The sequence below is a fragment of the Flintibacter muris genome (assembly GCF_943192995.1).
GTDB classification, from domain to species: domain Bacteria; phylum Bacillota; class Clostridia; order Oscillospirales; family Oscillospiraceae; genus Lawsonibacter; species Lawsonibacter muris.
Genome location: NZ_CALPCP010000001.1, coordinates 27443 through 50347, shown reverse-complemented (window position 1 = coordinate 50347; position 22905 = coordinate 27443). Strand labels below are relative to the sequence as shown.

General features: G+C 59.5%; 22 protein-coding genes. 4 read left to right on the top strand and 18 right to left on the bottom strand.

Annotated features, from left to right (window positions below):
- Positions 1–15: 15 nt before the first annotated feature.
- The 10 genes from fliE to NFS22_RS00190 all read right to left on the bottom strand — a co-directional run bounded on the left by fliE (position 16) and on the right by NFS22_RS00190 (position 7761).
- Positions 16–321 carry a flagellar hook-basal body complex protein FliE gene (fliE, locus tag NFS22_RS00235; protein ID WP_251315768.1) on the bottom strand — a complete coding sequence of 102 codons (306 nt, stop codon included), beginning with the start codon at positions 319–321 and terminating at the stop codon, positions 16–18.
- A 135-nt stretch (positions 322–456) separates the two neighbouring features.
- On the bottom strand, positions 457–921 hold the full coding sequence (flgC, locus tag NFS22_RS00230) for a flagellar basal body rod protein FlgC (protein WP_251315767.1): 465 nt from the start codon (positions 919–921) through the stop codon (positions 457–459).
- Between the two features lie 80 nt (positions 922–1001).
- Complete coding sequence (gene flgB, locus NFS22_RS00225) at positions 1002–1400, bottom strand: flagellar basal body rod protein FlgB (protein WP_251315766.1); 399 nt, start codon at positions 1398–1400, stop codon at positions 1002–1004.
- A gap of 435 nt (positions 1401–1835) precedes the next feature.
- Positions 1836–2066 (bottom strand): carbon storage regulator, encoded by a 231-nt coding sequence (locus NFS22_RS00220; protein ID WP_251315765.1) that lies wholly within the window; start codon positions 2064–2066, stop codon positions 1836–1838.
- Positions 2060–2515, bottom strand: a complete 456-nt coding sequence (fliW, locus tag NFS22_RS00215; protein ID WP_251315764.1) for a flagellar assembly protein FliW — start codon at positions 2513–2515, stop codon at positions 2060–2062. The genes NFS22_RS00220 and fliW overlap by 7 nt, the downstream gene beginning before the upstream one ends.
- Positions 2516–2561: 46 nt before the next feature.
- Positions 2562–3170 (bottom strand): DUF6470 family protein, encoded by a 609-nt coding sequence (locus NFS22_RS00210; RefSeq protein ID WP_251315763.1) that lies wholly within the window; start codon positions 3168–3170, stop codon positions 2562–2564.
- Positions 3171–3313: 143 nt separating this feature from the next.
- The gene (locus NFS22_RS00205; RefSeq protein ID WP_251315762.1) at positions 3314–4765 is read right to left on the bottom strand and encodes a flagellin N-terminal helical domain-containing protein; all 1452 of its coding nucleotides are present in this window, start codon (positions 4763–4765) and stop codon (positions 3314–3316) included.
- A 17-nt stretch (positions 4766–4782) separates the two neighbouring features.
- Entirely contained in the window at positions 4783–6972 is a 2190-nt protein-coding gene (locus NFS22_RS00200) for a flagellar hook-associated protein FlgK (protein WP_251315761.1), read from the bottom strand.
- Positions 6973–7002: 30 nt separating this feature from the next.
- Positions 7003–7452, bottom strand: coding sequence for a hypothetical protein (locus NFS22_RS00195; RefSeq protein ID WP_251315760.1), 450 nt, complete (start codon positions 7450–7452; stop codon positions 7003–7005).
- Complete coding sequence (locus NFS22_RS00190; RefSeq protein WP_251315759.1) at positions 7453–7761, bottom strand: flagellar biosynthesis anti-sigma factor FlgM; 309 nt, start codon at positions 7759–7761, stop codon at positions 7453–7455. It lies immediately after the preceding gene.
- 223 nt (positions 7762–7984) lie between these two features.
- Between NFS22_RS00190 and NFS22_RS00185 the strand changes: the two genes are divergently transcribed.
- Positions 7985–8614: a PilZ domain-containing protein gene (locus NFS22_RS00185; RefSeq protein WP_251315758.1), complete on the top strand. Its 630-nt coding sequence runs from the start codon at positions 7985–7987 to the stop codon at positions 8612–8614.
- A gap of 70 nt (positions 8615–8684) precedes the next feature.
- Here the strand turns inward: NFS22_RS00185 and NFS22_RS00180 are convergent, their stop codons facing one another.
- The 8 genes from NFS22_RS00180 to NFS22_RS00145 form a co-directional block, all read right to left on the bottom strand.
- Positions 8685–10262: a xylulokinase gene (locus NFS22_RS00180; protein ID WP_251315757.1), complete on the bottom strand. Its 1578-nt coding sequence runs from the start codon at positions 10260–10262 to the stop codon at positions 8685–8687.
- A 54-nt stretch (positions 10263–10316) separates the two neighbouring features.
- A complete protein-coding gene (locus NFS22_RS00175) occupies positions 10317–11576 on the bottom strand; it encodes a zinc-binding dehydrogenase (protein WP_251315756.1) in 1260 nt (419 codons plus the stop codon).
- 35 nt (positions 11577–11611) lie between these two features.
- Entirely contained in the window at positions 11612–12781 is a 1170-nt protein-coding gene (locus tag NFS22_RS00170) for a PHP domain-containing protein (protein ID WP_251315755.1), read from the bottom strand.
- 9 nt (positions 12782–12790) lie between these two features.
- Complete coding sequence (locus tag NFS22_RS00165) at positions 12791–13657, bottom strand: SDR family NAD(P)-dependent oxidoreductase (RefSeq protein WP_251315754.1); 867 nt, start codon at positions 13655–13657, stop codon at positions 12791–12793.
- Between the two features lie 25 nt (positions 13658–13682).
- Complete coding sequence (locus tag NFS22_RS00160; RefSeq protein WP_251315753.1) at positions 13683–15158, bottom strand: rhamnulokinase; 1476 nt, start codon at positions 15156–15158, stop codon at positions 13683–13685.
- 130 nt (positions 15159–15288) lie between these two features.
- A complete protein-coding gene (locus tag NFS22_RS00155) occupies positions 15289–16443 on the bottom strand; it encodes a substrate-binding domain-containing protein (RefSeq protein WP_251315752.1) in 1155 nt (384 codons plus the stop codon).
- Positions 16444–16516: 73 nt separating this feature from the next.
- Positions 16517–17509, bottom strand: coding sequence for an ABC transporter permease (locus tag NFS22_RS00150; RefSeq protein WP_251315751.1), 993 nt, complete (start codon positions 17507–17509; stop codon positions 16517–16519).
- A complete protein-coding gene (locus tag NFS22_RS00145) occupies positions 17506–19014 on the bottom strand; it encodes a sugar ABC transporter ATP-binding protein (RefSeq protein ID WP_251315750.1) in 1509 nt (502 codons plus the stop codon). The genes NFS22_RS00150 and NFS22_RS00145 overlap by 4 nt, the downstream gene beginning before the upstream one ends.
- Before the next feature lie 333 nt (positions 19015–19347).
- Here NFS22_RS00145 and NFS22_RS00140 point away from each other — a divergent pair, with 333 nt between their 5' ends.
- The 3 genes from NFS22_RS00140 to NFS22_RS00130 all read left to right on the top strand — a co-directional run bounded on the left by NFS22_RS00140 (position 19348) and on the right by NFS22_RS00130 (position 22727).
- A complete protein-coding gene (locus NFS22_RS00140; protein WP_251315749.1) occupies positions 19348–20325 on the top strand; it encodes a LacI family DNA-binding transcriptional regulator in 978 nt (325 codons plus the stop codon).
- A gap of 94 nt (positions 20326–20419) precedes the next feature.
- Entirely contained in the window at positions 20420–22231 is a 1812-nt protein-coding gene (locus tag NFS22_RS00135; RefSeq protein ID WP_251315748.1) for an L-fucose isomerase, read from the top strand.
- Between the two features lie 49 nt (positions 22232–22280).
- A complete protein-coding gene (locus tag NFS22_RS00130) occupies positions 22281–22727 on the top strand; it encodes an RbsD/FucU family protein (RefSeq protein ID WP_251315747.1) in 447 nt (148 codons plus the stop codon).
- Positions 22728–22905: the final 178 nt, after the last annotated feature.

Below are 22905 nucleotides of genomic sequence, written 5' to 3'. Positions count from 1 at the left end.
TGATCTCAAACTCCCTTATAAGGAGATTCTCATCAACTCATTATAGGCGTCCAGCGCCTGATTGCGCATCTGCATCAGCAGCTCAGCGGCGGTGGTGGCCTTGCTGATGGCCAGAGTTACCTCCGCCGGGTTGTCGATCTGGCCGGTGGCCAGCTTATACTCCAGGTCCACCTGGGTGGCGTTGGTCTGGCGCACGTTGTCAATGGCAGACTGGAACACGCTGGCGAACAAAGACGCTCCGGTGCTCTCCACACTCCGCCCGGACTGGACCTCAGAGGCTCCAAACAGGGGTTGAATAGGTGTAATGGGAGTAAATTCCATGGTAAAAACCTCCAAAACGGTGAATTAAAACAGCTTGTAATCAGGTATCCTATAGTGCAAATCCAGGCCAGACCAAATTTCGCTCCTTGGGCCTCATGCCCTCCGGACAGAAACTCAACCTGACCTAGAATGGTCTTATTTTCCAATCTCCAGTCCTTTGGAAATCAGGGTTTTCAGCAAATTAAACGCCGTGACATTGGCAGAGAACGCCTGGCTGGCCGCCATACCGTCGGTGATTTCCTTCACCAGGTCCACATTGGGCATCTCCACGTAGCCGTCCTCATTGGCGTCGGGATCGTCCGGGTCATATTTCAGCTTGAAGTCAGAGGGGTCCTCGTTAATCTCCGCCACCCGGACACCCCCCTCGGACTCGGAGGCCCAACTGCCCCCCCTTCCGTTCCGGGTGCGGGCCAGCACATCTCGGAAGCGTCCGGTGCTGTCCTGCGCCTGGAAGACCACTACCTTCCTGCGGTAGGGGCCCTCACCGTTTTCGGTGCGGGTGGTGTTCATGTTTACGATATTCTCGGAGATAATGTCAAGCCGCTGCTGCTGGGCGGTAAAGCCGGAGCCAATCACATCAATACTGCTGACAAAAGCCATATGTATCTCCTCCACGATCTATAACGCCGGCGGGGAAAAGCTGTGCTTCTCAGCTGCGCCGGACGGTGCGTTCTATGTGGTTACTGTCCCCGGATCAAAGTACGGAGCAGAGAAAGGTTGCTGTTCAGGGCGTCAATGGTATACTCCATCTGGTAGGCGTTGCGGGTAGCCTCAGTTTCCTGCTCCACAATGTTGACGCCGTTGTCATCCATACGCATGCTCTCGGCCTGGGCCACATGGACAATGGGCTGGGAGCGGTCAATGGCAGAGCGGACGGTGGAAATCTTCCGCTTGTCGGTGCTGTGGAGGGCGGAACGGATGCTGGCGTCCAGGGCCTCCTCAAAGGTGACATACTTCGCCTTATAATTGGGGGTTTCGGCATTGACAATATTGTCGTTGATGGCACACTGCTTGGTCCACTGGAAATTCATTGCGCGCTCCAGCATCAGCTGGGAATTGTTAAACAACAGATTGGACATGGAGGCTCCCTCCTCATAAATAAAATCGACGCAAAAAGTGAGCGCTTGTTATCATACCACGGTTCCTCAAAAAAGGCAAGGGTGGAAAATGACTTTTCACTTCTCTACAAACAACTTCCGTCATCTCAAGCGGCACACTTCATTATAACCCATTTTCCCTGTCATTGCAAGACATTGGGCGAATATATTCTCTACAGATTTTACCTGCGGTTCGTGAAATTGCCTATTCCTGTCTGTGGTGAAAGAGGAACTTTACACCAGCGGTATTTTATAGGATACAGCATATTTCCTGGAATCGCAATGGTAAATACTGTAAATCCTACTCTCCTTCTTTCATCACTTTTTACTTTTTGCCGCAGATGTGTTTTTAGCTCCCTCCAGGCACTACAGGCAAAAGGCTGCACGTCGGTGAACATACAGCCTCTAATGGACGTCCTATTCCTTTTTTTCCTTCAGCACGCCCAGCAGCTCCAGAGGGGACACCTCCTCCTCCGCCGCCTCTCGGTTGGTCTGGGCGGCCACCTTCAGCTCGCTGCGCAGGATGGTGACACTGCGGGGGGCCTGGATTGCCAGACGCACCCGTCCCGCCTCTACGGCCAGGACGCTGATCTCCACCTCGTCCCCGATCAGCAGAGATTCTCCCTCTTTTCGCTGCAGGATCAGCATAGCGCCCCCTCCTCACTGCGTCCGAACTCTGACAGAAGGTGATGCATGTGATAGCCGCCCTCCTCCAGGATAAACTGGGCGGCCCGTCCGGTGTCCTCATTGATGGCTACAGGGCAGCGCAGATTGACTGTGCTGTCCCCCACCGGATTGCGCACTACGCACAGGGCGTAAAAGCTCAGATCCTCGCTGCGCTCCACCCCCATGGCTTTCAGGTCTTTGCCGGTGAGGACCGGGGCGTAGTCCGGTTTCAGGGAAAAGGGATTTACGGCCACAAAGGCCAGGCCGGGGGTAGCCGCGCTCTGGAAGCAGAGAAGGGTGCTGTCGCTGCCCTCAAAGGGCAGAAGGAAGAAGTCCTTCTCCTCTTCAAAGCCGAACAGCCCGTCCGGAAAGTGGAGCTCCTCCTCCTCCCGGCACTCAATTTCGCCAAAATATTTGGTCTTAAGACGCATAGTTCCTCCTAATAATTCTCCTCCCCGCGCGGGGGAGGAGAATCCTTTATACTTTCACATCCACCGGCTCATAGTTGGGGTCGGAGGAGGGCGGGACGTAGATGGGGCCGCCGATATACTTGATCACCACGTCGGGCCGCTGGGTGACAGTGAATTCAACGTCTCCCGGAGTAAACTCAAAGCTGCCCTCATTCATCCGCCAGTCGATATTCAGCTTATCCATCTCATAGCGGATGTTCATTTCGCCCGGGTCCCAGGTGATCTCGGCGCCGGGGTCGGGCAGAAAGTCAATACCCACATTGGTTTTGACATCCTTCATCATGGCGTCCTCGGCGAACTTGGTCACCAGCTCCTCACCCACCTGGGTCTGGAGCAGCAGCTGGCCCTGACGGGCGTAGGTAGCGGTGGCCTCGTAGGCGGCCTGCTGGCCCTTTTGAGCGCTCTGCTCCAGATAGCGGGCCAGGGTGGGGGACAGCGAGTTGCGGGCCTCGAAGGTGTCAATGTTGACCTTGATGGGACGGCTCTTGATCTGAAGATTGCCGTTGTCCCGGGAAATTTCCATTTCGGCGGTTCCACGGGCGTACTCCAGCTTGGCATTGGTGGTCTTCATCTCAATTTGAATGGGAACAGTTGTGATTTCAATCAGCGGTTTCATTGTGTAACACGCGCTCCCTTCTAGTATGATTCGGCATCCTTACCGATATTACACACACTTACATCTAAAAATGTCAAAACTGCGGACAGCGCTCCTCTGGCCGGCCCGTCCGGCGGGGATTAAAGGCCGCTGTCATAAAACACTCAGTTCATATAGTCGATCAGCGACTGGCTGAGCAACTGGTTGCCGATCTTCAACGCGGCGTTGTAGCAGTACATGTCCCAGGAAAAGTTCGTGATGGCCTCGGCCAGGTCCACCTGCTCCACGTCCAGAATCTCCATGTTGATGTCGGTGGCCTGGGTTTCCAGCCGCTCCTGGTTGGTCTGGAGGTAGGAGGACTGGGCGTCCATCTCCACATGGGCGGCGGTGAGCGTCTCCTGGGCCAGCTTCAGCTTATCCATCAGGCGGAAAGCCCTATCCTCCAGCTCCTTGCTGGTCAGGCCCTCGACGGAGGTGCCCTTGGCAAGCTCCGGATTGTAGCCCTGGGGATCGGCGTCCTCATCCCAGCAGTCGAACACGTCGGCCAGCTGTTTCATAAGGATGGCAAAGTTCTTGGGGTCGCCGTCCGCGTCAACGCCGTAGTCCATAAAGTTCAGGGCGGACAGGGCGCTGTTGAAATAGGTGCCCCTGATGGGGTTGTTGGGGGTGCTCTCCTTGGCGCCCATGCCCAGGTCGATATACATCTCCTCCCCGGCCATCTCTTTCAGCTTGATGTAGTCGGCCTGATCCTTGTAGTAGTCGATCCAGCCCTGCTCCACCGGGTCGTCAGAGGCGGCGGGCATGTCTTTGGGAATTCCGTATTCATCCTTATCGCCCCAGGCGGGCTCATCCGCCGTGGGTTTGCCGGCCTGGTGCGCATAATATTGAATCCATTCCTGATCCTTCGCGCTCGGGTTCGGACCGGCAAGGTTATTTAATGTTGTAGTAGGGTCAACGCCATTTTCCGGAATAACATCCGTCTCATGCCTATAATATTTGATCCATGCCATGCCCTGATCATAAGCATCTTGGGTCACAGTACCAGCGGCCAATCCTCCCTTCAGGGCGTCTGACCAGTCATTCAGCCATGTGGGCTCCGGTGCGGTGGGCTTATCCACACCACCGGCGTTAACATTGACGCCCCGGTAATACAGCTCATCGCCCTTCCACTCCAGGGGGGCGCGCAGGCCGTCGTTGCCGGCGAAGATAAAGTGGTCGCCCAGTTGCTGGTTAAAGCCCTGGACCATGGACTCGGAGCTCTCACGCAGAACCTGGGCCAGGGCCTGACGGCTCTCGCCGGCGGTGCCGTTGTTGCCCCGGATAGCGGACACCTTTTCCATGGGGTTAATCAGGTCTTTCAGCATACCTTGCAGGTTCTGCCAGCCGGTGTTGAACTTGCTGTACACATCTTTGGTGTTGGTGATCTGGTTGTTGGTCTGATAGTAGTCCCGGCGCAGGCGGAAGGCCTGAGTCGCGGCGGCGGGGTCCTCGGCGTAGCTGTTGAATTTGCGATGCGTGAGCACCTGGTCCCGGGCGTCTGCCAGCTTGCCGGTGGAGTTTTGCAGATTGTACCGGTAGGAGTTCAACATCATATTTGTGGTAATACGAAAGCCCATCTCAGGTTACCTCCTAATCAAATGGTGCCGTTAATCAGCTTATCCAGCATGGAATCCAGGGTGGTCATCAGCTGGCAGGCGGCGGCATAGGACTTTTGGAACATCATCATATTGGTGGCCTCGTCGTTCAGGTCCACACCGGACACGCTCTGGCGCTGGTTGTCCAAATTCAGCGACGTCAGCTCAAAGCTGTTGTACTCAATGGTGGTGGTCTCCTGGTCGGTGGCCAGGATGGTGTTGATATCGGCCAGGCGCTGCTGGAAGGTGCCCTCAAAGTAGGGCTTGTCGCCGTCCGCCGCGTCGGCCACAATGTCCTTGATCTCATCCGCTGTGAAGGCCATCTTCTCGCCCATCAGCTCAATCATGTGATAGATATTGTCATTGGCGGTGGTATTGTCCAGGATGTTGTATTTCTTGCTGCTCAGCAGACGCACCGAGCCGTTGGCCCAGTCCTTGGCGATAGAGATGTTGGCCGCCGTGATGCCCACACCGTTGGCATCCTGCGTATCGTTGCTGTCGCCGCTGACGCTGAACAGAATGCCGCCGCCGGTAATGGGGTAGCCGTGTCCCTTGGCGCCCTCCACATCCGCGGAGGAGGACAGGTGCTCCTCCTGGAGCTCCTTGATGGCCGTCTGCACATCGGCGGGCAGGCTGGACAGGTCCACCCACTTCTGCTCATCCTGATAGTTGGTCAAGTCCACAACCTTGCCGTCCTTTGTGGTATGCGTGGTATAGGTTCCCAAAAGGCAGTTATCCGTTGTCTTATACTGCTCAACGCCATCCACAATTTCGGTCTCGTAGCCCATCAGGACCGGCTTTCCATCATCCGTTGTATTGGCCGCGTTGAAGCTCTCGGCGAACTTCCGGGCCAGGGCGTCTAAGGCCCGCTGGTAGTAGGGGATACCCCGCTTGCTCTTGGCATTGGGGTCAAAGCTGATGTCGTCCAGGCTGGCGAACTCACCCTCCTCGGTGAGCAGCTCCCGCTTGGCCTGGAGGGAGCCGTACAGGTTGTTGTCCCCCAAATCCACCGTATCAGTGATATCCCGGCCGTACTCGTCCTTCAGGTAGCGGCCCCGCTCATCCTTCAGGGGCTCAAAGCTCATCCACAGCCGGTTGTCGTCCGCTCCCGACTTGGCGTTGTTCACTGTAACCGCCTGATCGGGGTCATCTGTGGTTGCGGCAACGCTGCCGTCCGGGTTGTAGGCGGACACATACTTGTGGCCCGCAATGGCGGAGGCGGAGTAGTTAGGATTCAAAATAAAATTTCCGTTTGCGTCCTGGTCTGCCAACCGTTCCGAATCGGTGGGGTTCCCGTCCGGGTCCAGATATCTCATGCCGGTAATATCGGTCGGGTCATATTTGGGGTTGCGGCCCAGCGTCTCCTCCGGCATGGACAGCTGGGTGCCGTAGACGCCCTCAATCAGCTTGATGGGAGGATTTCCGGAGCCGGCCAGGGTGATGTTCAGCCGCTCCACAGAGGAGAACTCATCCAGCTTCTCCTCGTCGTAGCGCACGTCGATCTTGATATAGGAAGACAGCTCGTCAATCAGCACGTTGCGCTGGTCCCGTAGCTCCAGAGCCTTGTCCCCGTAGATACCCGCGTTGCGAATCTCAACGTTCAGGGCCCGGATTTTTTCCAGGGTGGTGTTTACCGTTTTCACATCCCCCTGCAAATCCTTCAGCTGGTTGTCCTTCACCCTTGTCAGGGCCTCGGCGTAGTCGTGGAACAGGTTCACCAGGCTCTCGGCGGAGGAGCGGACGGTGGTGTCGTACTCCTGGGAGTTGACCCGGTTGTTCAGGTTTTGCAGCTGCTGGAGGAAGTCGTTGAACTGCCGCTCGATAATACCGAACTCGCCCTTGCCCATGCCCACCTCGTCCAGCACGTTGGACAGCTGCTGCAATCCCTTCAGCTTGGCCTCGTAAAAGCCCAGGTGGGAGTTTTCATCCCGGTAGCGGATATCCAAAAAGGGGTCGCGCAGCTGGGACACGCCGTCGGTAATTACGCCGTAGCCAATGTTCAGGTTGAAGCTGTTGGCATAGCGGGCGTCACCGTTGGAATACAGTGAGACCAGGTCCATACGCTGGCGGGTATACCCCTTGGTGTTGATGTTGGCGATGTTGTTGCCCGTCACATTCAGCGACGACTGGGACGCGTAGATGCCCAGCCGCGAGGCGGTGAAGGAACCAAAAGTACCAATAACAGCCATAGTCGTTCTCCTTTATCTTAGCACCGGGGCTCAGGCCCGGAAATCAGTTTGATGGTTTTTACGTGTCTCTTCCGCTTCGGCGGCGTCGCCAGCCTGAACGGCCTGCATGCGCTCAATAGCCCGCAGGTTGACCTCCAAGGTATTCCGGGCCGCCCCGCTGGCAGCCTGAAAAATTTCGTACTGCCGGCGCAGCTCCTCCGCCACGGCCTTGGTCTCCAGCCGCAGCTCCTCGGGGCTGCGGCTCTCCATCTGGTTGAGGGTAAGCCCAGTCATGCCCAGCTCAGCCAGCAGCTTATCCCGTTTCTGGTCATACCCCCGCAAAGTCAGGCTCAGCACCTGCTCCCGCTTCATGCATGCCTCAACCCCCTGCAGATCCCCCCTGGCGGCGGCGGCGTTTTTATCCCGCTCCACCTGGGACAGCTCCTTCATCGTATGGCTCAGGCTGCGCATCAATTTTAAATAGTCCTGCCAGCCCGCCATTTACTCATCCTCCGCCATCAGCAGCATCCTGGCCGCAGTCTCCCGGGCGTCGGGGCGGTACTCGCCGGACGCCACCTGGCTGCGCAGGTCCTGGATCTTGCCCGTAGTATTATAGGTGCGCACCTGCTGAGACAGGCTGACTGCCAGATCCCGGAAGGCTGGGCTGGCCGCCTGGCCGGCAGACAGGGTAATCTGGTCAAAGCTGCTCTCCGCCGACGCCGTCTGGGTACGGCGGGCTCCGGAGGAGCGCACCTTATCCGAAGCCGTGATAGGCGCGGTGGAAAATCTTTCTTGTCTTGTAACCCACATATCGTAACCTCCTGATCCTCCCGCCGGGAGGACGTACGCTTTACAGCTCAAAGAACATTCTGTAATACTTTTATCGGACTGTACAGGGCAAAAAATAACATTCCCGGCGAAAATTTTTTCTCCGCCCTCAATCTTTGTAATTGACCGTTGCACACCGGAGAATTTTCCATTATAATGGATAGGAGAGATTGTCAGGCAAGTCCTGTTAAAAGAGGTGTACAAGATGACTCCATTTTCTCACTGCAAAAAGGCTGAGATTCTTTATCCCAAGGGGGCCGCGCCCATTCTGGCCGTGGTGAGTACCGGCGCCATTGGCGGACTGCTGGTTACCGCCCCCCGTGAGGCGGAATGTCCCCTCCGCACCCCGGTTGACATTCGATTTTTCGACCCCATCCTGGGCGTGGTCCGCTGCCGATGCCGTCTGTCCTCCCCCCTGGTCTCGGGGACCATGCGCTCCTACCGCTGCGAGGTGCTGGAGCAGCTCACCCAGATCCAGCGGCGTGAGGACATCAAGGTCTCCTCCTCCGTCATGGTGGAAGTGGAATGTGAGGGCCTGCGCTCCCCGGCCATGATTCAGAACATCAGCGCCGGCGGGGTCTTTCTGGTCTCCGGCCTGGTGGCCGCCGTGGGTGACCGGCTGTCCTTCCAGTTTAACCAGACAACGCCCCCCATTCTGCTCACCGCGGAAATCCTCCGCGCGGAGCTCCAGGTAAACCAAAACGGCCGGAGCTCCTACGGCTACGGCTGCCGCTTTGTGGATATGGGCGTTCAGCAGGAGTCCCTGCTGCGCAGCTACGTGTTCCAGGAGGAACGGCGGTTCTACAGCCGCACCGCCTCCAAAAAGGAGGATTGACTTTCCCCTTCGGCCGCCCTATTTTCCAGGAAAACAGCGGGTTCCCGGTTAAAACCGGGAACCCGTTCTTTTATTCCATTGCGGCCAGCGCCCGCTCCGCGCTCAGGCAGGCGGTGTAGCGTTTGAGGAAGGCCGCAAATCCGGCCCTCCCAGCGGGATCAGGCAGGGAGCTCTGGCTCTCCGCGCTGCGGAAGACCCTCTGAGTGAAATAATCCTCCATGGTCTCCCCCGTCTCTTTCCGCGCCATGTAGGCGGCCAGCAGAGCCATCCCCCAGGGGCCGCCCTCCCCGGCGGTTTTCATAGTGGTGATAGGCACGCCCAGGGCGTCAGCCATGATCTGCCGTCCCACCCCCTCTGTCTTGAAGAAGCCGCCGTGGCCCAGCAGCCGGTCGGTCTCCACATGCTCCCGCTCAACCAGCAGGTCGATACCCAGCTTCAAGGTGGCCACCGCGCCATAGAGCTGGGCCCGCATAAAGTTGGCCAGGGTAAAACGGCTGTCAGGCAATCGGGCAAACATGGGCCGGCCCGCCTCCGTCCGGGTGACGGGCTCCCCGGAGAAGTAGTTGAAGCTTACCAGCCCGCCGCAGTCCGCTTCCCCTTCCAGAGCCAATCCGAACAGCTTGGGGAACAGCTTCCCCAGATCCGCCTCGTGCCCCATGGCCTGGTAAAACTGGGCGAAGAGCCGCACCCAGGCGTCCGCGTCAGAGGTGCAGGTGTTGGTGTGGGCCATGGCCACCGGCCTGCCCGAAGGGGTGGCTACCACGTCGATTTCCGGGTAACAGCCCTTCAGCTCCCGCTCCAGCACCAAAAGAGCAAAGGAGGAGGTCCCCGCCGAGATGCTCCCCGTCCGGGGCAGCACCGCACCGGTGGCCGCCATGCCGGTGCCCGCGTCCCCCTCCGGGGGACACATCGGGATGCCCGGCTCCAGCAGGCCGCTCTCGTCCAGCAGGGCGGCCCCCTCCGCCGTCAGCACCCCCGCCTCCGCCCCGGCGGGCAGGACGCCGGGGAGAATGTCCCGCAGCTTCCAGGGGCAGCCCCGGCCAGCTATCAGATTGTCAAACAGCTCCACATGGCGGGGAGAAAAATCCCCGATTTTTTGATCGTAAGGGAACATGCCCGAGGCCTCCCCCACGCCCACCACATTCCGGCCCGTCAGGTGCAGGTGGATGTAGCCGCTCAGGGTGGTGAGCAGGTCCACATCCTTCACATGCTCCTCCCCATTGAGGATTGCCTGATACAGATGGGCAATGGACCAGCGCTGGGGGATATTGAACTGAAACTTTTCTGTCAGCTCCGCCGCCGCCTGCCCCGTGATGGTATTGCGCCAGGTGCGGAAGGGAACCAGCAGTTCCCCGGCCCGATCAAAGACCAGATAGCCGTGCATCATGCCTGAGATGCCCATGGCGGCGAAGCGCCGGGGGCGCTGCCCGAATTTCCGCTCCACGTCGCCGGCCAGGGCCTGATAGCAGGCCCGGATTCCTGTTACAACCTCCTCCAGGCTGTAGGTCCATATGCCGTTTTCCAGCCTGTTCTCCCAGACGTAGTCCCCGGAGGCGACAGGCCGGTGCTCCTCGTCAATCAGAACAGCCTTGATTCGGGTGGAGCCCAGTTCCAGCCCCAGCACCGCCCGCTCCAGATCAGGTTTCATGGAAATTCCCCCTTTATTTGAGTTTCCCCGCCCAGCCGGGCGGGGAAATGTTTTTTAAATCGCCTTGGCGTGGGCCAGCAGATACTTCTCCGCCTCCGGATTCCACAGGCCGTTGTGGGCCTTGCACAGCTTATCCAGCTCGGCGAACAGCGGGTCCTCTTTGCCCTTCTCCTCAAAGTCGTCAATGGCAGTGAGGGGCAGGTCAATGTGGTTGTAGATCAGCTTTTTGCCGCCGGGGATTTTGGGCAGGCTGCACACGGTGTCCACCACGGTGTTCAGCCCGCCGATATGGGTGACCATGGCCGCCGGGTTCAGCCTGCCGGCGTTCATCAGCTCCACCGCCTCCCGTAAATCGTCGCTGTTGCCGCCGGAGGTACCTACCACATGGGTATACAGATAGTGGACATTGTACCAGTTGAACTCCGCCTTAAACTTAGAGTCGGTAGGTCCGGCGAAGAAGTTGAGGCAGCCGTCAAAGCCCAGAATATCGCCGGCCTGCTCCACCACCGGCTTGACGGGGGCAAAGCAGATTACGTCGTCATAGCCCGTACCGCCCGACAGCTCCCGCAGATATTCGGTGGCGTTCTCCATTCGGGTGTTGACATAGTGCAGCTCCACGCCCTGCTTTTTGGCCTCCTCCACGGTGAAGATGGACTCCGCCCGTTTCAGCCTGGCGTCGTCAATGTCGGTTACCACCAGCAGGGAGGGCCGGCGGTCACAGTGGAGGGCGTAATCAATAGCGCCCAGGCCCATGGGGCCCACCGAGGCCAGCAGGGCCATCTTGCCCCCCTCCTTGATGCCCATCTCGTGGACATAGGAGCCGCCCTTGGTGTGGTACATGGCATGGAAGGTCCCCACCACACAGCACACCGGCTCGGCCAGGGAGCCGTAAAAATAGGTATCTGAGCTGTAGGGGATCAAGCAGTCCATAATCAGGGTCTCAATGGGGATGTTGGCGTACTGGGAGGAGCCGCCGCAATAGGGGTAGGAGTAGCCGGGAGCGTCCTGGGAGCCCTTGTAGTAGTGGGCGGGCTGGATCACAAATTTGTCCCCCACCTTATATTTGTCCTTCCAGTTTTCCCCCACGGCGATAATGTCGCCGCAAAACTCATGGCCCACAATCACCGGGTGGTCCGCCACGTTGTTGGGCACCCGCTTGTGATCCTCCCCCTCCAGGGCCGCCTTGTGGGTGGACATGCACACGCTGTCGGAAATAATCTTCACCTGCACGTCGTCGGGGCCCACCTCGGGCAGGGCCATCTCCTCCAACCGCAGGTCCATTTTGCCGTAAAGCCGCACGGCTTTGGTATTCATCACGCATTCCTCCTTCTGTTTCATGGCCGGGACTTTCAGCGCAGCGCCGCCCCGGTCTTTTCGTGCTCAATAAGCTTCCAGGTGGCGTCGATCAGATTCTGGAACCGGGGGTCCTCCATAATCTGTGTAATAAAGCTCTGCCGTGGGGAGTTGATATCCTCTCCGGAGACCTGGAACATGCCGTATTTCTCGCACAGCTTCCGCAGCCGCTCCAGCTGGGCGGAGGTATTTCGGGTGGGCATATAGGTGACCGCCCAGACCCCCTCCTCCTTCATGCACAGGAACACATCCTCCAGGTAGCTGTCCTCAAATTTCTGCGCCTTTTTATCCCCGGTGACGCTGTCCACCACATCTCCCAGGTAGGGGTAGCACAAGCAGGCGTCCGTCTCCCGGCACAGCTCCACCACCCGGGACAGCGGTGGGCACTCCTCATCTGCGTCCACATAAACTCTGCCCACAAAGGCCCCCTTGAGGATGCCCAGCAGATCGTACTCGTAAAAGGGGTATTCAGTGTCCTCCAGCTGGGCCCGCTGCTTGTCCGACAGGGTGATGCCCAAGCCGGACAGCCGCTGCGCCATAGCGCTCCCTTTTCCGGTCTGCTCCACCAGCTTTTGGGCCAGGGCATACATCAGGTGGCGCTCGGTGGTCCCGCCCCCCTCCCGGGCCAGGGACAGCGGGAGCACGTCCCGGTCGTAGTCCAGGCCGATACCGGGCAGCAGGGCGTTAATGTTGGCCGTCATATTCCGGTTGCGGACATGTCTCGCCTCCCGGTAGAGGGCAAAAAACCGGTCCAGCACGGGGAACTTGTCGTGGGGCACCGACTGGATGGTCATATAGCTGATTCCCGCCTGATCCGGGTTATTGGTGCGCCGGCCCTCCAGGCGGGTGCCCTTCAATGACACACGGCACTCCATACCCACAGTGGCGGGCATGCCCGCCAGCTCCGCCGCCGCCAGAAACTCTTCCGCTCCAGCGATAGAGTCGTGGTCCACGATGCCCGCTGTACACAGCCCTTCCATCCGGGCGGCGTACACCGCCGCCGTGGGGGAGTAGGGGGAGAAGGAGTAGGTGGTGTGGATATGGTTGTTGATGTACTGGGGCACCGTGGGGGGAAATTTTGTCCCGGCCAGCACGGTTTTCAGGTTGGCCAGCCGCTCCTCCCGGGTGGGGGCGTTGAGCTGCTTTAGAATTTCAATGTCAATCATGGCCGCTCCTTATGCCAGCATAACCTGGCCGCCGGTGACGGGGATGGCCTGGCCGGTCTCATACTGCTGTTCCACGCAGTACATCACAGCCCTCGCCACGTCCAGGGGCAGGCAGCCCCGGTTCATGGGCACCTTGGCCTCGTAAAACCGGCGGACATCCTCCACCGTCTTGGCCCCGGGCACCTTGCCGTCCTCCAGGTACTGGACAAACAGCCCCTTTACCGGATCGGTCCACAGGGGGCCGTCCAGGTAGTTGCCGGGGCAGATGGCGTTGACCTTGATGTTGCAGGCGCACAGCTCCAGAGCAAAGCTCTGCACCAGGCCGATAGAGCCAAACTTGGACCCGGCGTAGGCAAAATTCTTGTTGGAGCCTACCAGGCCCGACTTGGAGGACATGGCAATGATATCAAACATGGCCTGCGGGTCCGCCTCGTGCTGGGCCTGCATGATGATGGCCGCGTACTTGCAGCACAGGAACAGGCCCGTATAGTTGATGGAGGTGACAAACTCCATATCCTTCTTCTCAAAGGTGGCCAGAGGGCCGGAGCGGACCACGCCGGCGTTGGCCAGCATCAGGTCCAGCCCGCCGTACCTCTCCACTGTCTGGGCCACCATGCTGGCCACGCTCTCCTCATCAGACACATTTACCGGGATGGCGCAGGCCCGCTCCCCCAGCTCCCGGGCCACCGTCTCGGCCAGAGGCTGGTTCATGTCGGCGATCACCACGGTGCATCCCTCTTTATACAGCTCCTCCGCGATCCCCTTGCCAAACCCCTGGGCCGCACCGGTGACAATGGCGATTTTCCCCGCCAGACGGCCGGTCCCCGCAGGGCGGTCATGGATACGCTCCTTTGCCAGCTCCTGCCACTTTGTCATATCTACACTCACTGCCGTACACCTCTCATTTCATCATGGATTCCAATTTGCGATAGGCCTGTTCCCACTCCGGGCTGTGGTTGGGCGTGTAGGTGTCCACCTCCACCGTGCCGCGCACGATCTGACGCAGCTCCTCCAGGTCTTTGATATCCCCCAAAGCCATGGCCTGGGTGAGCAGATTGCCCATAGCCGCCCCCTCGATAGGACCGGTAACCACAGTCCGCCCGGTGGCGTCCGCCGCCATCTGGTTGAGCAGCTTGTTTTGAATTCCGCCCCCCACAATGTTCAGGGACTGGATGGCTTCGCCCTTCATCTCCTCCAGCCCCTCCAGCCCCTCCAGGGCCTTGCGGTACTTCAGGGCCAGCGACTCGTAGGCGCACCGGGCAATTTCACCCACCGTCTCCGGAACGCTCTGGCCGGTCCGGGCGCAGTAGTCCCGGATTTTTCTCACCATGTCCCCGCCGGCGTAAAACTCGGGGGCGTCGGTGTCAATGATGGAGCGCAGGGGAGCGGCCCCCCGGGCCTCGTTGACAATGTCGTCCCAGGACAGGTCCTTGCCCTCCTTCTGCCAGTCCCGGCGGCACTCCTGGATAATCCACAGGCCAATGATGTTTTTCAAAGGCCGGAAGCCGCCCTGGATGGTGCCCTCGTTTGAGAAGCCGGAGCCGGCCCCCAGCTCCAGCACAGGCCGGTCTGTCTCCACTCCGAAGAGGGACCAGGTGCCGCTGGAGCAGAAGGCAAAGCTGCCCTGCCCGGGAATGGCCGCCACAGAGGAGGCGGTGTCGTGACTGCCCACCGCCACAAAGGCGGCGGGGTTCAGCCCCAGCTCCTGGCACAGCTCCGGGCGCAGTTGGCCCCGGATAGTGCCGCTGGGCTGAATCGGGGTAAAGATGTGCCGGGGCAGGCCCAGCTGGTCAATGGTCTCCCAGTCCCAGTCCCGGGCGGTGGGGTTGTAGAGCTGGGTGGTGGTGGCGATGGTATACTCTGTGCCCACCGCGCCGGTGAGAAAGTAGCCCAGCAGGTCCGGGGTGAGCAGCAGCTTGTCCGCAATCTCCAGCGCCCCGTCCCCCTCCCGCTGGCGGCGGTGGAGCTGGTAGAGGGTATTAAAGGTGAGGGAGGGATCAATGCCGCTGCGGCGGTAGAGCTCCTCCGCCGGAATTTTGGCGGTCACCGCGTCCACGTCCTCCTGCACCCCCAGCCGGTAGGACCGGGGCACCCCGGCCAGGTGGCCGTTTTTGTCCAGCAGGCCGAAGTCCACCCCCCAGGTGTCAATACCGAAGGAGTCCAGCTGGCCAAAGCCCCCCTGGCGGAAGGCCAGCAGTCCCTGCTTCAGCTGGCTGTATAGATAGGGCGTGTCCCAGTAGAACACCCCATTCATTTCGACGTAATTGTTTTCAAACCGGTGCAGCTCCCGCATCTCCAGGCGCTGTCCGTCAAATCGGCCCAGGATGGCCCGGCCGTTGCTGGCACCCAGGTCAAAGGCAATCATGTTGCGTGTCATAGGCAATATCCTCCTGTTCGGAGCAGTATGTCGGCGCGCCGCCGCGCCATTTAAAAGGCCGGCGCCGCAGAGGCTGCGGCGCCGGCCGGAATTGCTTCAGCCTGAAAATCAAATGATATTCAGCCTTAGATTAGTCATAGACCAGCAGGGCGATCATCTCGTCGTCAATGTTGTCGGCATTGTACCACTGGGCGCCGGTGTCCACGTCGGAAACGGGCTCACCCTTGGCGGCCTTATAGGCCATCTCAACGGCGTTGTAGCCAATGGAGTAGGGGTCCTGGGTGACGGAGCCGTAGAACCAGCCCTGACGGACGGCGTTCTTCTGAGCGGCGCCGGCGTCGAAGCCAGCCACGACCAGGTCGGCGTAGCGGCCGCCCTCTGCCAGGTCCTCACCGTCGGAAACGGCGGCCAGGAAGCCGGTCACAGCACCCTCGTTGGAGCAGAACACGGCAGCCAGGCCCTTGGTGCCCAGCAGGGAGGTGGCGGCGGTCTGGACAGCGGTAGCCTCAGTGGTGGCGGAGATGGCAACCTGGATGATGATAGCGGGATCAGCAACCTTCTTCTCCCAAATGGTGTGGCCCTCAACAGAGACCTTGCCGGGCTGATACTTCTCAGCGACCTCAGCCATCTTGTTCACAAAGCCGGTGGTACGGCCCATAACGGAGGCGGAGACGGCATCCTGAGAGATACAGCCGATAACCACAGGGTTGTCGGGGGTAGCAGCCTGCATCTTGGCAACCAGGCCCTCGTGCTCGCCGAACTTCTCGGCGGCGATGGCAGCGGCGGCCTCATTGTTGGTGGCGGCGGTGGCCTTCACGGCGCCGCTGGTGTCGTCGGGCACGCCGGAGTCAAAGCCGATTACGGGGATACCCTTGGCGGCGCACTCCTCCAGGATCTCCTTCACAGCGTCGGTGGACAGGGCGGCCAGGGCCATGGCCTTGGGGTTCTTGGCCATCTCGGTCTTGACCATGTTCACCTGCTTGTCGATCTCGGTCTCAGAGGCGGGGCCGTCGAAGTAGATCTCCACGCCCAGGTCGGTAGCGGCGGCCTCGGCGCCGGCCTTAACAGCCTGCCAGAACTGGTGCTGGAAGCCCTTGGCCATAACGGGGATGTAGATGGTCTCATCACCGCCGGTAGAAGGGGTGCTGGCGGCAGGGGTACTGGTGGCAGGGGTGCTGGTGGCAGGGTTGCTGGAGGCGGCTCCGCCACCGCCGCCGCCGCAGGCGGCTAAGGCGAGCACCATGGACGCGGACAGGATCGCTGCGAGCAGTCTTTTCTTGTTCATTACATTTCCTCCTTAAATTTTTCGGTTCGATATCTATTAAGCGGACAGACGCGCCGCGCTTAATACCCAAAACTCAGGACTTCTTCACCCGGTTGGCCGCCTTGGTGCGCTGGATATCCAGCAGGACGGCGCCGATTACCACCAGTCCGGTAAAGAAGGTCTGCCAGGGGGCCTGGAGGCCGCAGGCGGACAGGCCGGTTTTCAGCACGGACATGATGAACACGCCGATCAGGGTGCCCACCATGGTGCCCGAGCCGCCGGACATGGAGGTGCCGCCAATCACCACACCGGTGATGCCGTTCATCTCCTGGCCGTTGCCGGTGCCAGGGGTGATGGTGGTGTAGGCGGCGGCGTACATAATGCCGGACAGGCCCACAAAGATGCCGCTCAGGGTGTAAACGGCGATTTTCCAGTTGTCCACGTTGATGCCGCTGAGGCGGGCGGCCTCCTCATTGGAGCCAATGGCAAAGACGTAGCGGCCGAACTTGGTCTTGTGGAGAATCAGGGCGGCAATAACAAAGAAGCCAATCAGCCAGAACACGCCCACAGGAAAACCCTTCACGCCGAACAGGTCGTTGCGGATAAACACCTTTTTGAACCAGCCGCCCACAGGCTCGGTGGCGGTGGGCCAGGTCTGGGACTGCACCTTGGTGATGATGGAGCCAAAGCCCTGGCTCATCATCATGGTGCCCAGCGTGGCGATAAAGGGGGGCAGCTTCAGCTTGGCCACCATCACGCCGTTGAGGAAACCAAAGCCCGCACCCACCAAAATCGCCACAAGCAGGGAGACGACCAGGGGCCAGTGCAGCTGCTTAAAGGTGTACGCGCCCAGCAGGGCCGCGCACATCATCACCGTGCCCAGAGACAGGTCAATGCCGCCGGTGATGATGATAAAGGTGACGCCGAAGGCCATGAAGCCGATATAATAGCTGGATTCCAGAATAGCCTTAAAGGTGTCCAGGGTAAAAAAGCTCTTGCTGGCAAAGGAGAAGAACACATAGAGGATGACCAGCGCCGCCGGCGCCAGCACCTTTTGCATATCAATCTTTTTTTCACTCAATTTCATACCGCTTCCTCCAGTTCACGTTTGGTGGCCAGGGTCATGATCTTCTCCTGAGTTGCCTCGGAGATATCCAGCTCTCCGGTGATCCGCCCCTCACACATGACAACCACACGGTCAGACATACGCAGCAGCTCAGGCAGCTCGGAGGAGATCATGATAATGGATTTTCCTTCCGCCGCCAGCTGATTCATCAGTTTGTAAATCTCGCTCTTGGCACCCACGTCGATACCCTTGGTGGGCTCGTCGAAGATAAGCACATCGCAGTCCCGGTGGAGCCATTTGGCGATTACCACCTTTTGCTGGTTGCCGCCGGACAGGCTGCGGATCAGGGTTTTTACCGAGGGCGTTTTAATGCGGATCTTATCCACATATTCGGCGGTGGCCCGGTTGATCTTACCGTCGTCCACAAACAAAGGGCCGGACAGCTTATCCAGGGAGGGCAGGGCCGTGTTGTCAGACACCGCCAGTCCCAGGCACAATCCGAACAGCTTCCGGTCCTCAGACAGGTAGCCAATACCGGCGTTCACCGCGTCCTTGGGGCTGCGGATGTTGACCTCCTTACCCTGGACCCGGATGGTGCCGCTCTCCCGCCTGTCGGCGCCGCACAGCAGGCGCATGGTCTCGGTGCGCCCGGCGCCCATCAGTCCGGCAAAGCCCAGAATCTCGCCCTTGCGCAGCTGGAAAGATACATTCTTCACATCCAGCGACCTGAGCCCCTCCGCCTCCAGCACAACCTCGGCGTCAGGGGGAACGTTGGAGTGGCTCTTGGGCTCCTCGTAAATCACCCGGCCCACCATCATCTGCACCACCTGGTCAATGGTGGTGGAGGCGGTGTCCACCGTTTCCACATATTGGCCGTCCCGCATAACGGTGATCCGGTCGGTGATCTGTTTCAGCTCATCCATCCGGTGGGATATGTACACAATGCCCACTCCGGTGGCCTTGAGCCGGCGGATAAAGGTGAACAGGTCCTCAATCTCGCTGGTGGTCAGGGCGGTGGAGGGCTCATCCATAATAAGCACCTTGGTATTCTGATAGGAGAGGGCCTTGGCGATCTCCACCATCTGCTGCTTGGCCACCGTCAGCCGCTTGATCTGCGTCTTGGCGGATATGTTCAGGTGGAGGGAGGACAGCAGCTCCTGGGTCATCCGGTTCTGCTCTGTCTTATCCAGGAAGGGCCCCTTGCTGGGCTCCCGGCCAATGAAAATGTTCTCCGCCACCGTCAGGTCCTGCATCAGGTTCAGCTCCTGGTGGACAATGCAGATGCCCTTGGCCTGGGCGTCTCTGGGACCATGGATCTCAATCTCCTGGCCGAAGTACTCAATGGTCCCGCCGTCCTTTTGATAGATACCCGTCAGTATCTTCATCAGGGTGGACTTGCCCGCGCCATTCTCGCCCACCAGGGCCATCACCTCTCCGGCGCGCACCTCCAGATGCGCGTTGTCCAGCGCGTGGACACCGGGGAAGTATTTTTGGATGCCGTCCATTTTTAGGATCACTTCACCCATTCCAGTTCTTCCCTCCCAATCATAAAACTCCGTCTATCCTTTTGAAAACCGTCCTGCCGCCAAGTATCCGTTGTTTTGCACAGTTATCCCGGTTCTTTTTTGGTATTATTATATAAATCAACAACGCAAAACTCGAATCGTTTCGTTTTTTTGGCGGCATTTCAAGGCCGGTTTCGCTGTTCAGGTTTTCATTATAATAGACTTCTCCACAAAAAGCAAGATATTTTTTATAAATTTTTGTATTGACAGCACAAAAGTTTTTCTATATCATTAAATAGTGCAGGGCAGTATCCGACTTTTTAGTCGAAACGATTCGTTTTTACGGGAGGAACCATGGCGACAATCAAGGATGTAGCCCGGATGGCCGGCGTTTCCCAGTCCACTGTTTCCAAATACATCAACGGCGGACAGGTGCGCCCCGCCAATCTGGAGGCCATCCGAAACGCTATCGCCGCCCTGGACTACCGGGTCAACCCCTTCGCCCGCAGCCTTAAAACCCAGCGCAGCCACTCTATCGGCATCCTGCTGCCCACCCTGAGCATCTCCTTTTACAGCTATATCTTCACCGCCCTGGACAAGGTGTTTCGGGAAAACGGCTATCACACCATTATCTCCTGCTACTCCTCCGACCACGGGCTGGAGCGGGACTACCTCAATTTCCTGATCGGCACCGGGGTGGACGGCCTGATCTATCTGCCCGAAAATCTGACCTCCGACGAATTTCTGGAGATCACCGCCAACCGGGGCGTGCCGGTGGTCCAGGTGGACCGGGTGATCCCCGGCATTTCCGCCGACGCGGTGCTGACCGACAACACCGAGTCCGCCTGGCAGGCCATCAGCTACCTGATCCGCAGCGGCCACCGCCGCATTGCCGCTATCAGCGGCCCCAGCTCCCTCCAAACCGCCCGGGAGCGAATCGCCGGCTATCTGCGGGCCCTGGAGGAAAAGGGCGTCCACTATGACGACTCCCTGATTGTCCGGGGGGAACACACCTTTGCCACCGGTTATCAGGGCTTTGTGGACCTGATGGCGCTGCCCGCCCCCCCAACGGCCATCTTTTCCACCAACAGCGACACCACCATAGGCATTATCACCGCCGCCCGGGAGCGGGGGGTCAACATTCCCGACGACGTGACTGTGTTCGGCTACGACTGCCTGGATATCTGCTCTATGATGACCCCTCCCCTGCCTGTGATCCATCAGCCGGAGCAGGAGATCGGCCGCACCGCCGCCGCCTGGCTCATCCAGCGGCTGGAGGGGGACGACAGCCCGCCCCGCACCGTCCGGCTGAAATGCACCATCCATCTGTAAGTATATTACGCTTTCCACAAGCGTCTTATAAGTCCATTTCCAAACAACGCCGCCAGAAACCGGCGGAGCAGTAAATGCAAGGAGGAAGATTATTATGGCAAAGAACCGGTACATTGGCGAGTACCCCGTTATCGGCATCCGCCCCACAATCGACGGTCGGCGCGGCCCCCTGAAGGTCCGGGAGTCTCTGGAGGAGCAGACCATGTCCATGGCCCAGGCCGCCAAGGCCCTGTTTGAGCAAAACATCTGCTACTCCAACGGGGAACCGGTCAAGGTGGTTATCGCCGATACCACCATTGGCCGGGTGGCTGAGGCCGCCGCCTGCGCCGCCAAGTTTAAAAAGGAAAATGTGGACATCACCCTCACTGTCACCCCCTGCTGGTGCTACGGTGCCGAGACTATGGATATGGACCCCATGACCATCAAGGGTGTATGGGGCTTTAACGGCACCGAGCGCCCCGGCGCGGTGTATCTGGCCTCCGTGCTGGCCACCCACGCCCAGAAGGGCCTGCCCGCCTTTGGCATCTATGGCCACGAGGTGCAGAACCTGGATGAGGTAACTGATATCCCCGAAGACGTGAAGGAAAAGCTGCTCCGCTTTGGCCGGGCCGCCGTGGCCGTGGCCACCATGCGGGGCAAGAGCTACCTTCAGATCGGCTCCATGTGTATGGGCATTGGCGGCTCTATCATTGACCAGGAGTTTATTCAGGACTATCTGGGCATGCGGGTGGAGTCTGTGGACGAGGTGGAAATTATCCGCCGCATGACCGAGGGCATCTATGACGAGGCCGAGTTCCAGAAGGCCCTGGCCTGGACCAAGGAGCACTGCAAGGAGGGCTGGGACAAGAACCCCGACTTTGTCAAGGCGTCCCCTGAGAAGAAGGCGGAGGCCTGGGAGTTCACGGTTAAGATGTACTGCATCATCAAGGATCTGATGAACGGCAATCCCAACCTGCCCGAGGGCTGCGAGGAGGAGATGGTGGGCCACAACGCCATTGCCGGCGGCTTCCAGGGCCAGCGCCAGTGGACCGATTTCTACCCCAACTGCGACTATCCCGAGGCCCTGCTCAACTCCAGCTTTGACTACAGCGGCGCCCGCGAGCCCTACATTCTGGCCACCGAGAATGACGTGCTCAACGGCCTGGGCATGCTGTTTATGAAGCTGCTCACCAACCGGGCTCAGATCTTCGCCGACGTGCGCACCTTCTGGTCCCCCGAGGCCACCAAGCGGGCCACCGGCTATGAGCTCACCGGCGTTGCCAAGGAGAATGGCGGCTTTATCCACCTGATTAACTCGGGCGCCGCCTGCCTGGACGCCTGCGGCGAGTGTCTGGACGGCCAGGGCAAGCCCGTGATGAAAAAATGGTGGGAGGTCACTGCGGAGGACATTGAAAAGATGACCGCCGCCACCGACTGGCCCTCCGCCGACTATGGCTACTTCCGGGGCGGCGGCTTCTCCAGCCACTATATCACCCGCGCCGAGATGCCTGCCACCATGATCCGCCTGAACCTGGTCAAGGGGCTGGGCCCCGTCCTCCAGATCGCCGAGGGCTGGACTGTCAGCCTGCCCGACGAGGTGACGGAAAAGCTTATGCGCCGCACCGACTATACCTGGCCCTGCACCTGGTTCGCCCCCCGGTGTGACGGCGTGGAGGGCAGCCCCTTCCGCTCCGCCTACGACGTGATGAACAACTGGGGCGCCAACCACGGCGCTATCTCCTACGGCCACGTCGGCGCCGACCTGATTACTCTGTGCTCCATGCTGCGCATCCCCGTGTGCATGCACAATGTGCCCAACCAGGATATATTCCGTCCCGCCGCCTGGAACGCCTTTGGCATGGACAAGGAGGGCCAGGACTACCGCGCCTGCGCCGCCTACGGCCCCATGTACCGCAACATCCGCTGAGTTTAAGCGTCCCCTCCCCTCACGGGGAGTCAAATAAGGAGGCATTTCCATGTTAAAGAATATCCCCCCCATCCTCTCCCCTGAACTGCTGAAGGTGCTGGCCGAGATGGGCCATGGCGACCGCATTTGCATCGGTGACGGCAACTTCCCCGGCAAATCCATGGCCCAGGCGGGCGGGGCCATCCTGGTCCGGGCCGACGGCCACGGCGTGCCTGAGCTGCTGGACGCCATCATGCAGGTCATCCCCCTGGACGCCTATGTGGCGACCCCCGCCATGACCATGGAGCCTATGGAGTGCGACAAGGACTTGGATATCCCCGTTGTGGAGGAGTACAAACAAATTGTCGCCAAGTATGACGAGCGGGGCGCAGCCGCCTTCGGCACCTATGAGCGCTTTGAGTTTTATGAACAGGCCAAGGGGTGCTGCTGCATCCTCCAGTCCGGCGAGACCTCCATCTACGCCAATCTGATCTTGCAGAAGGGTGTTATTAAGTAAACATTGTAAAACAGGCCCGCAGACATTAACGGGGGGCCTCATAAGGAAGTATTTTCATTTGGAAGAAGTGGCGTAGTCGAAAGGCTACGCCACTTCTTTCTTGGCCTTTGGGGTGGGGAGCATATTTCAATGCCGGAAGTCTGCAACTTGGCTAATAGATCTATTCCGCACGGGAAAT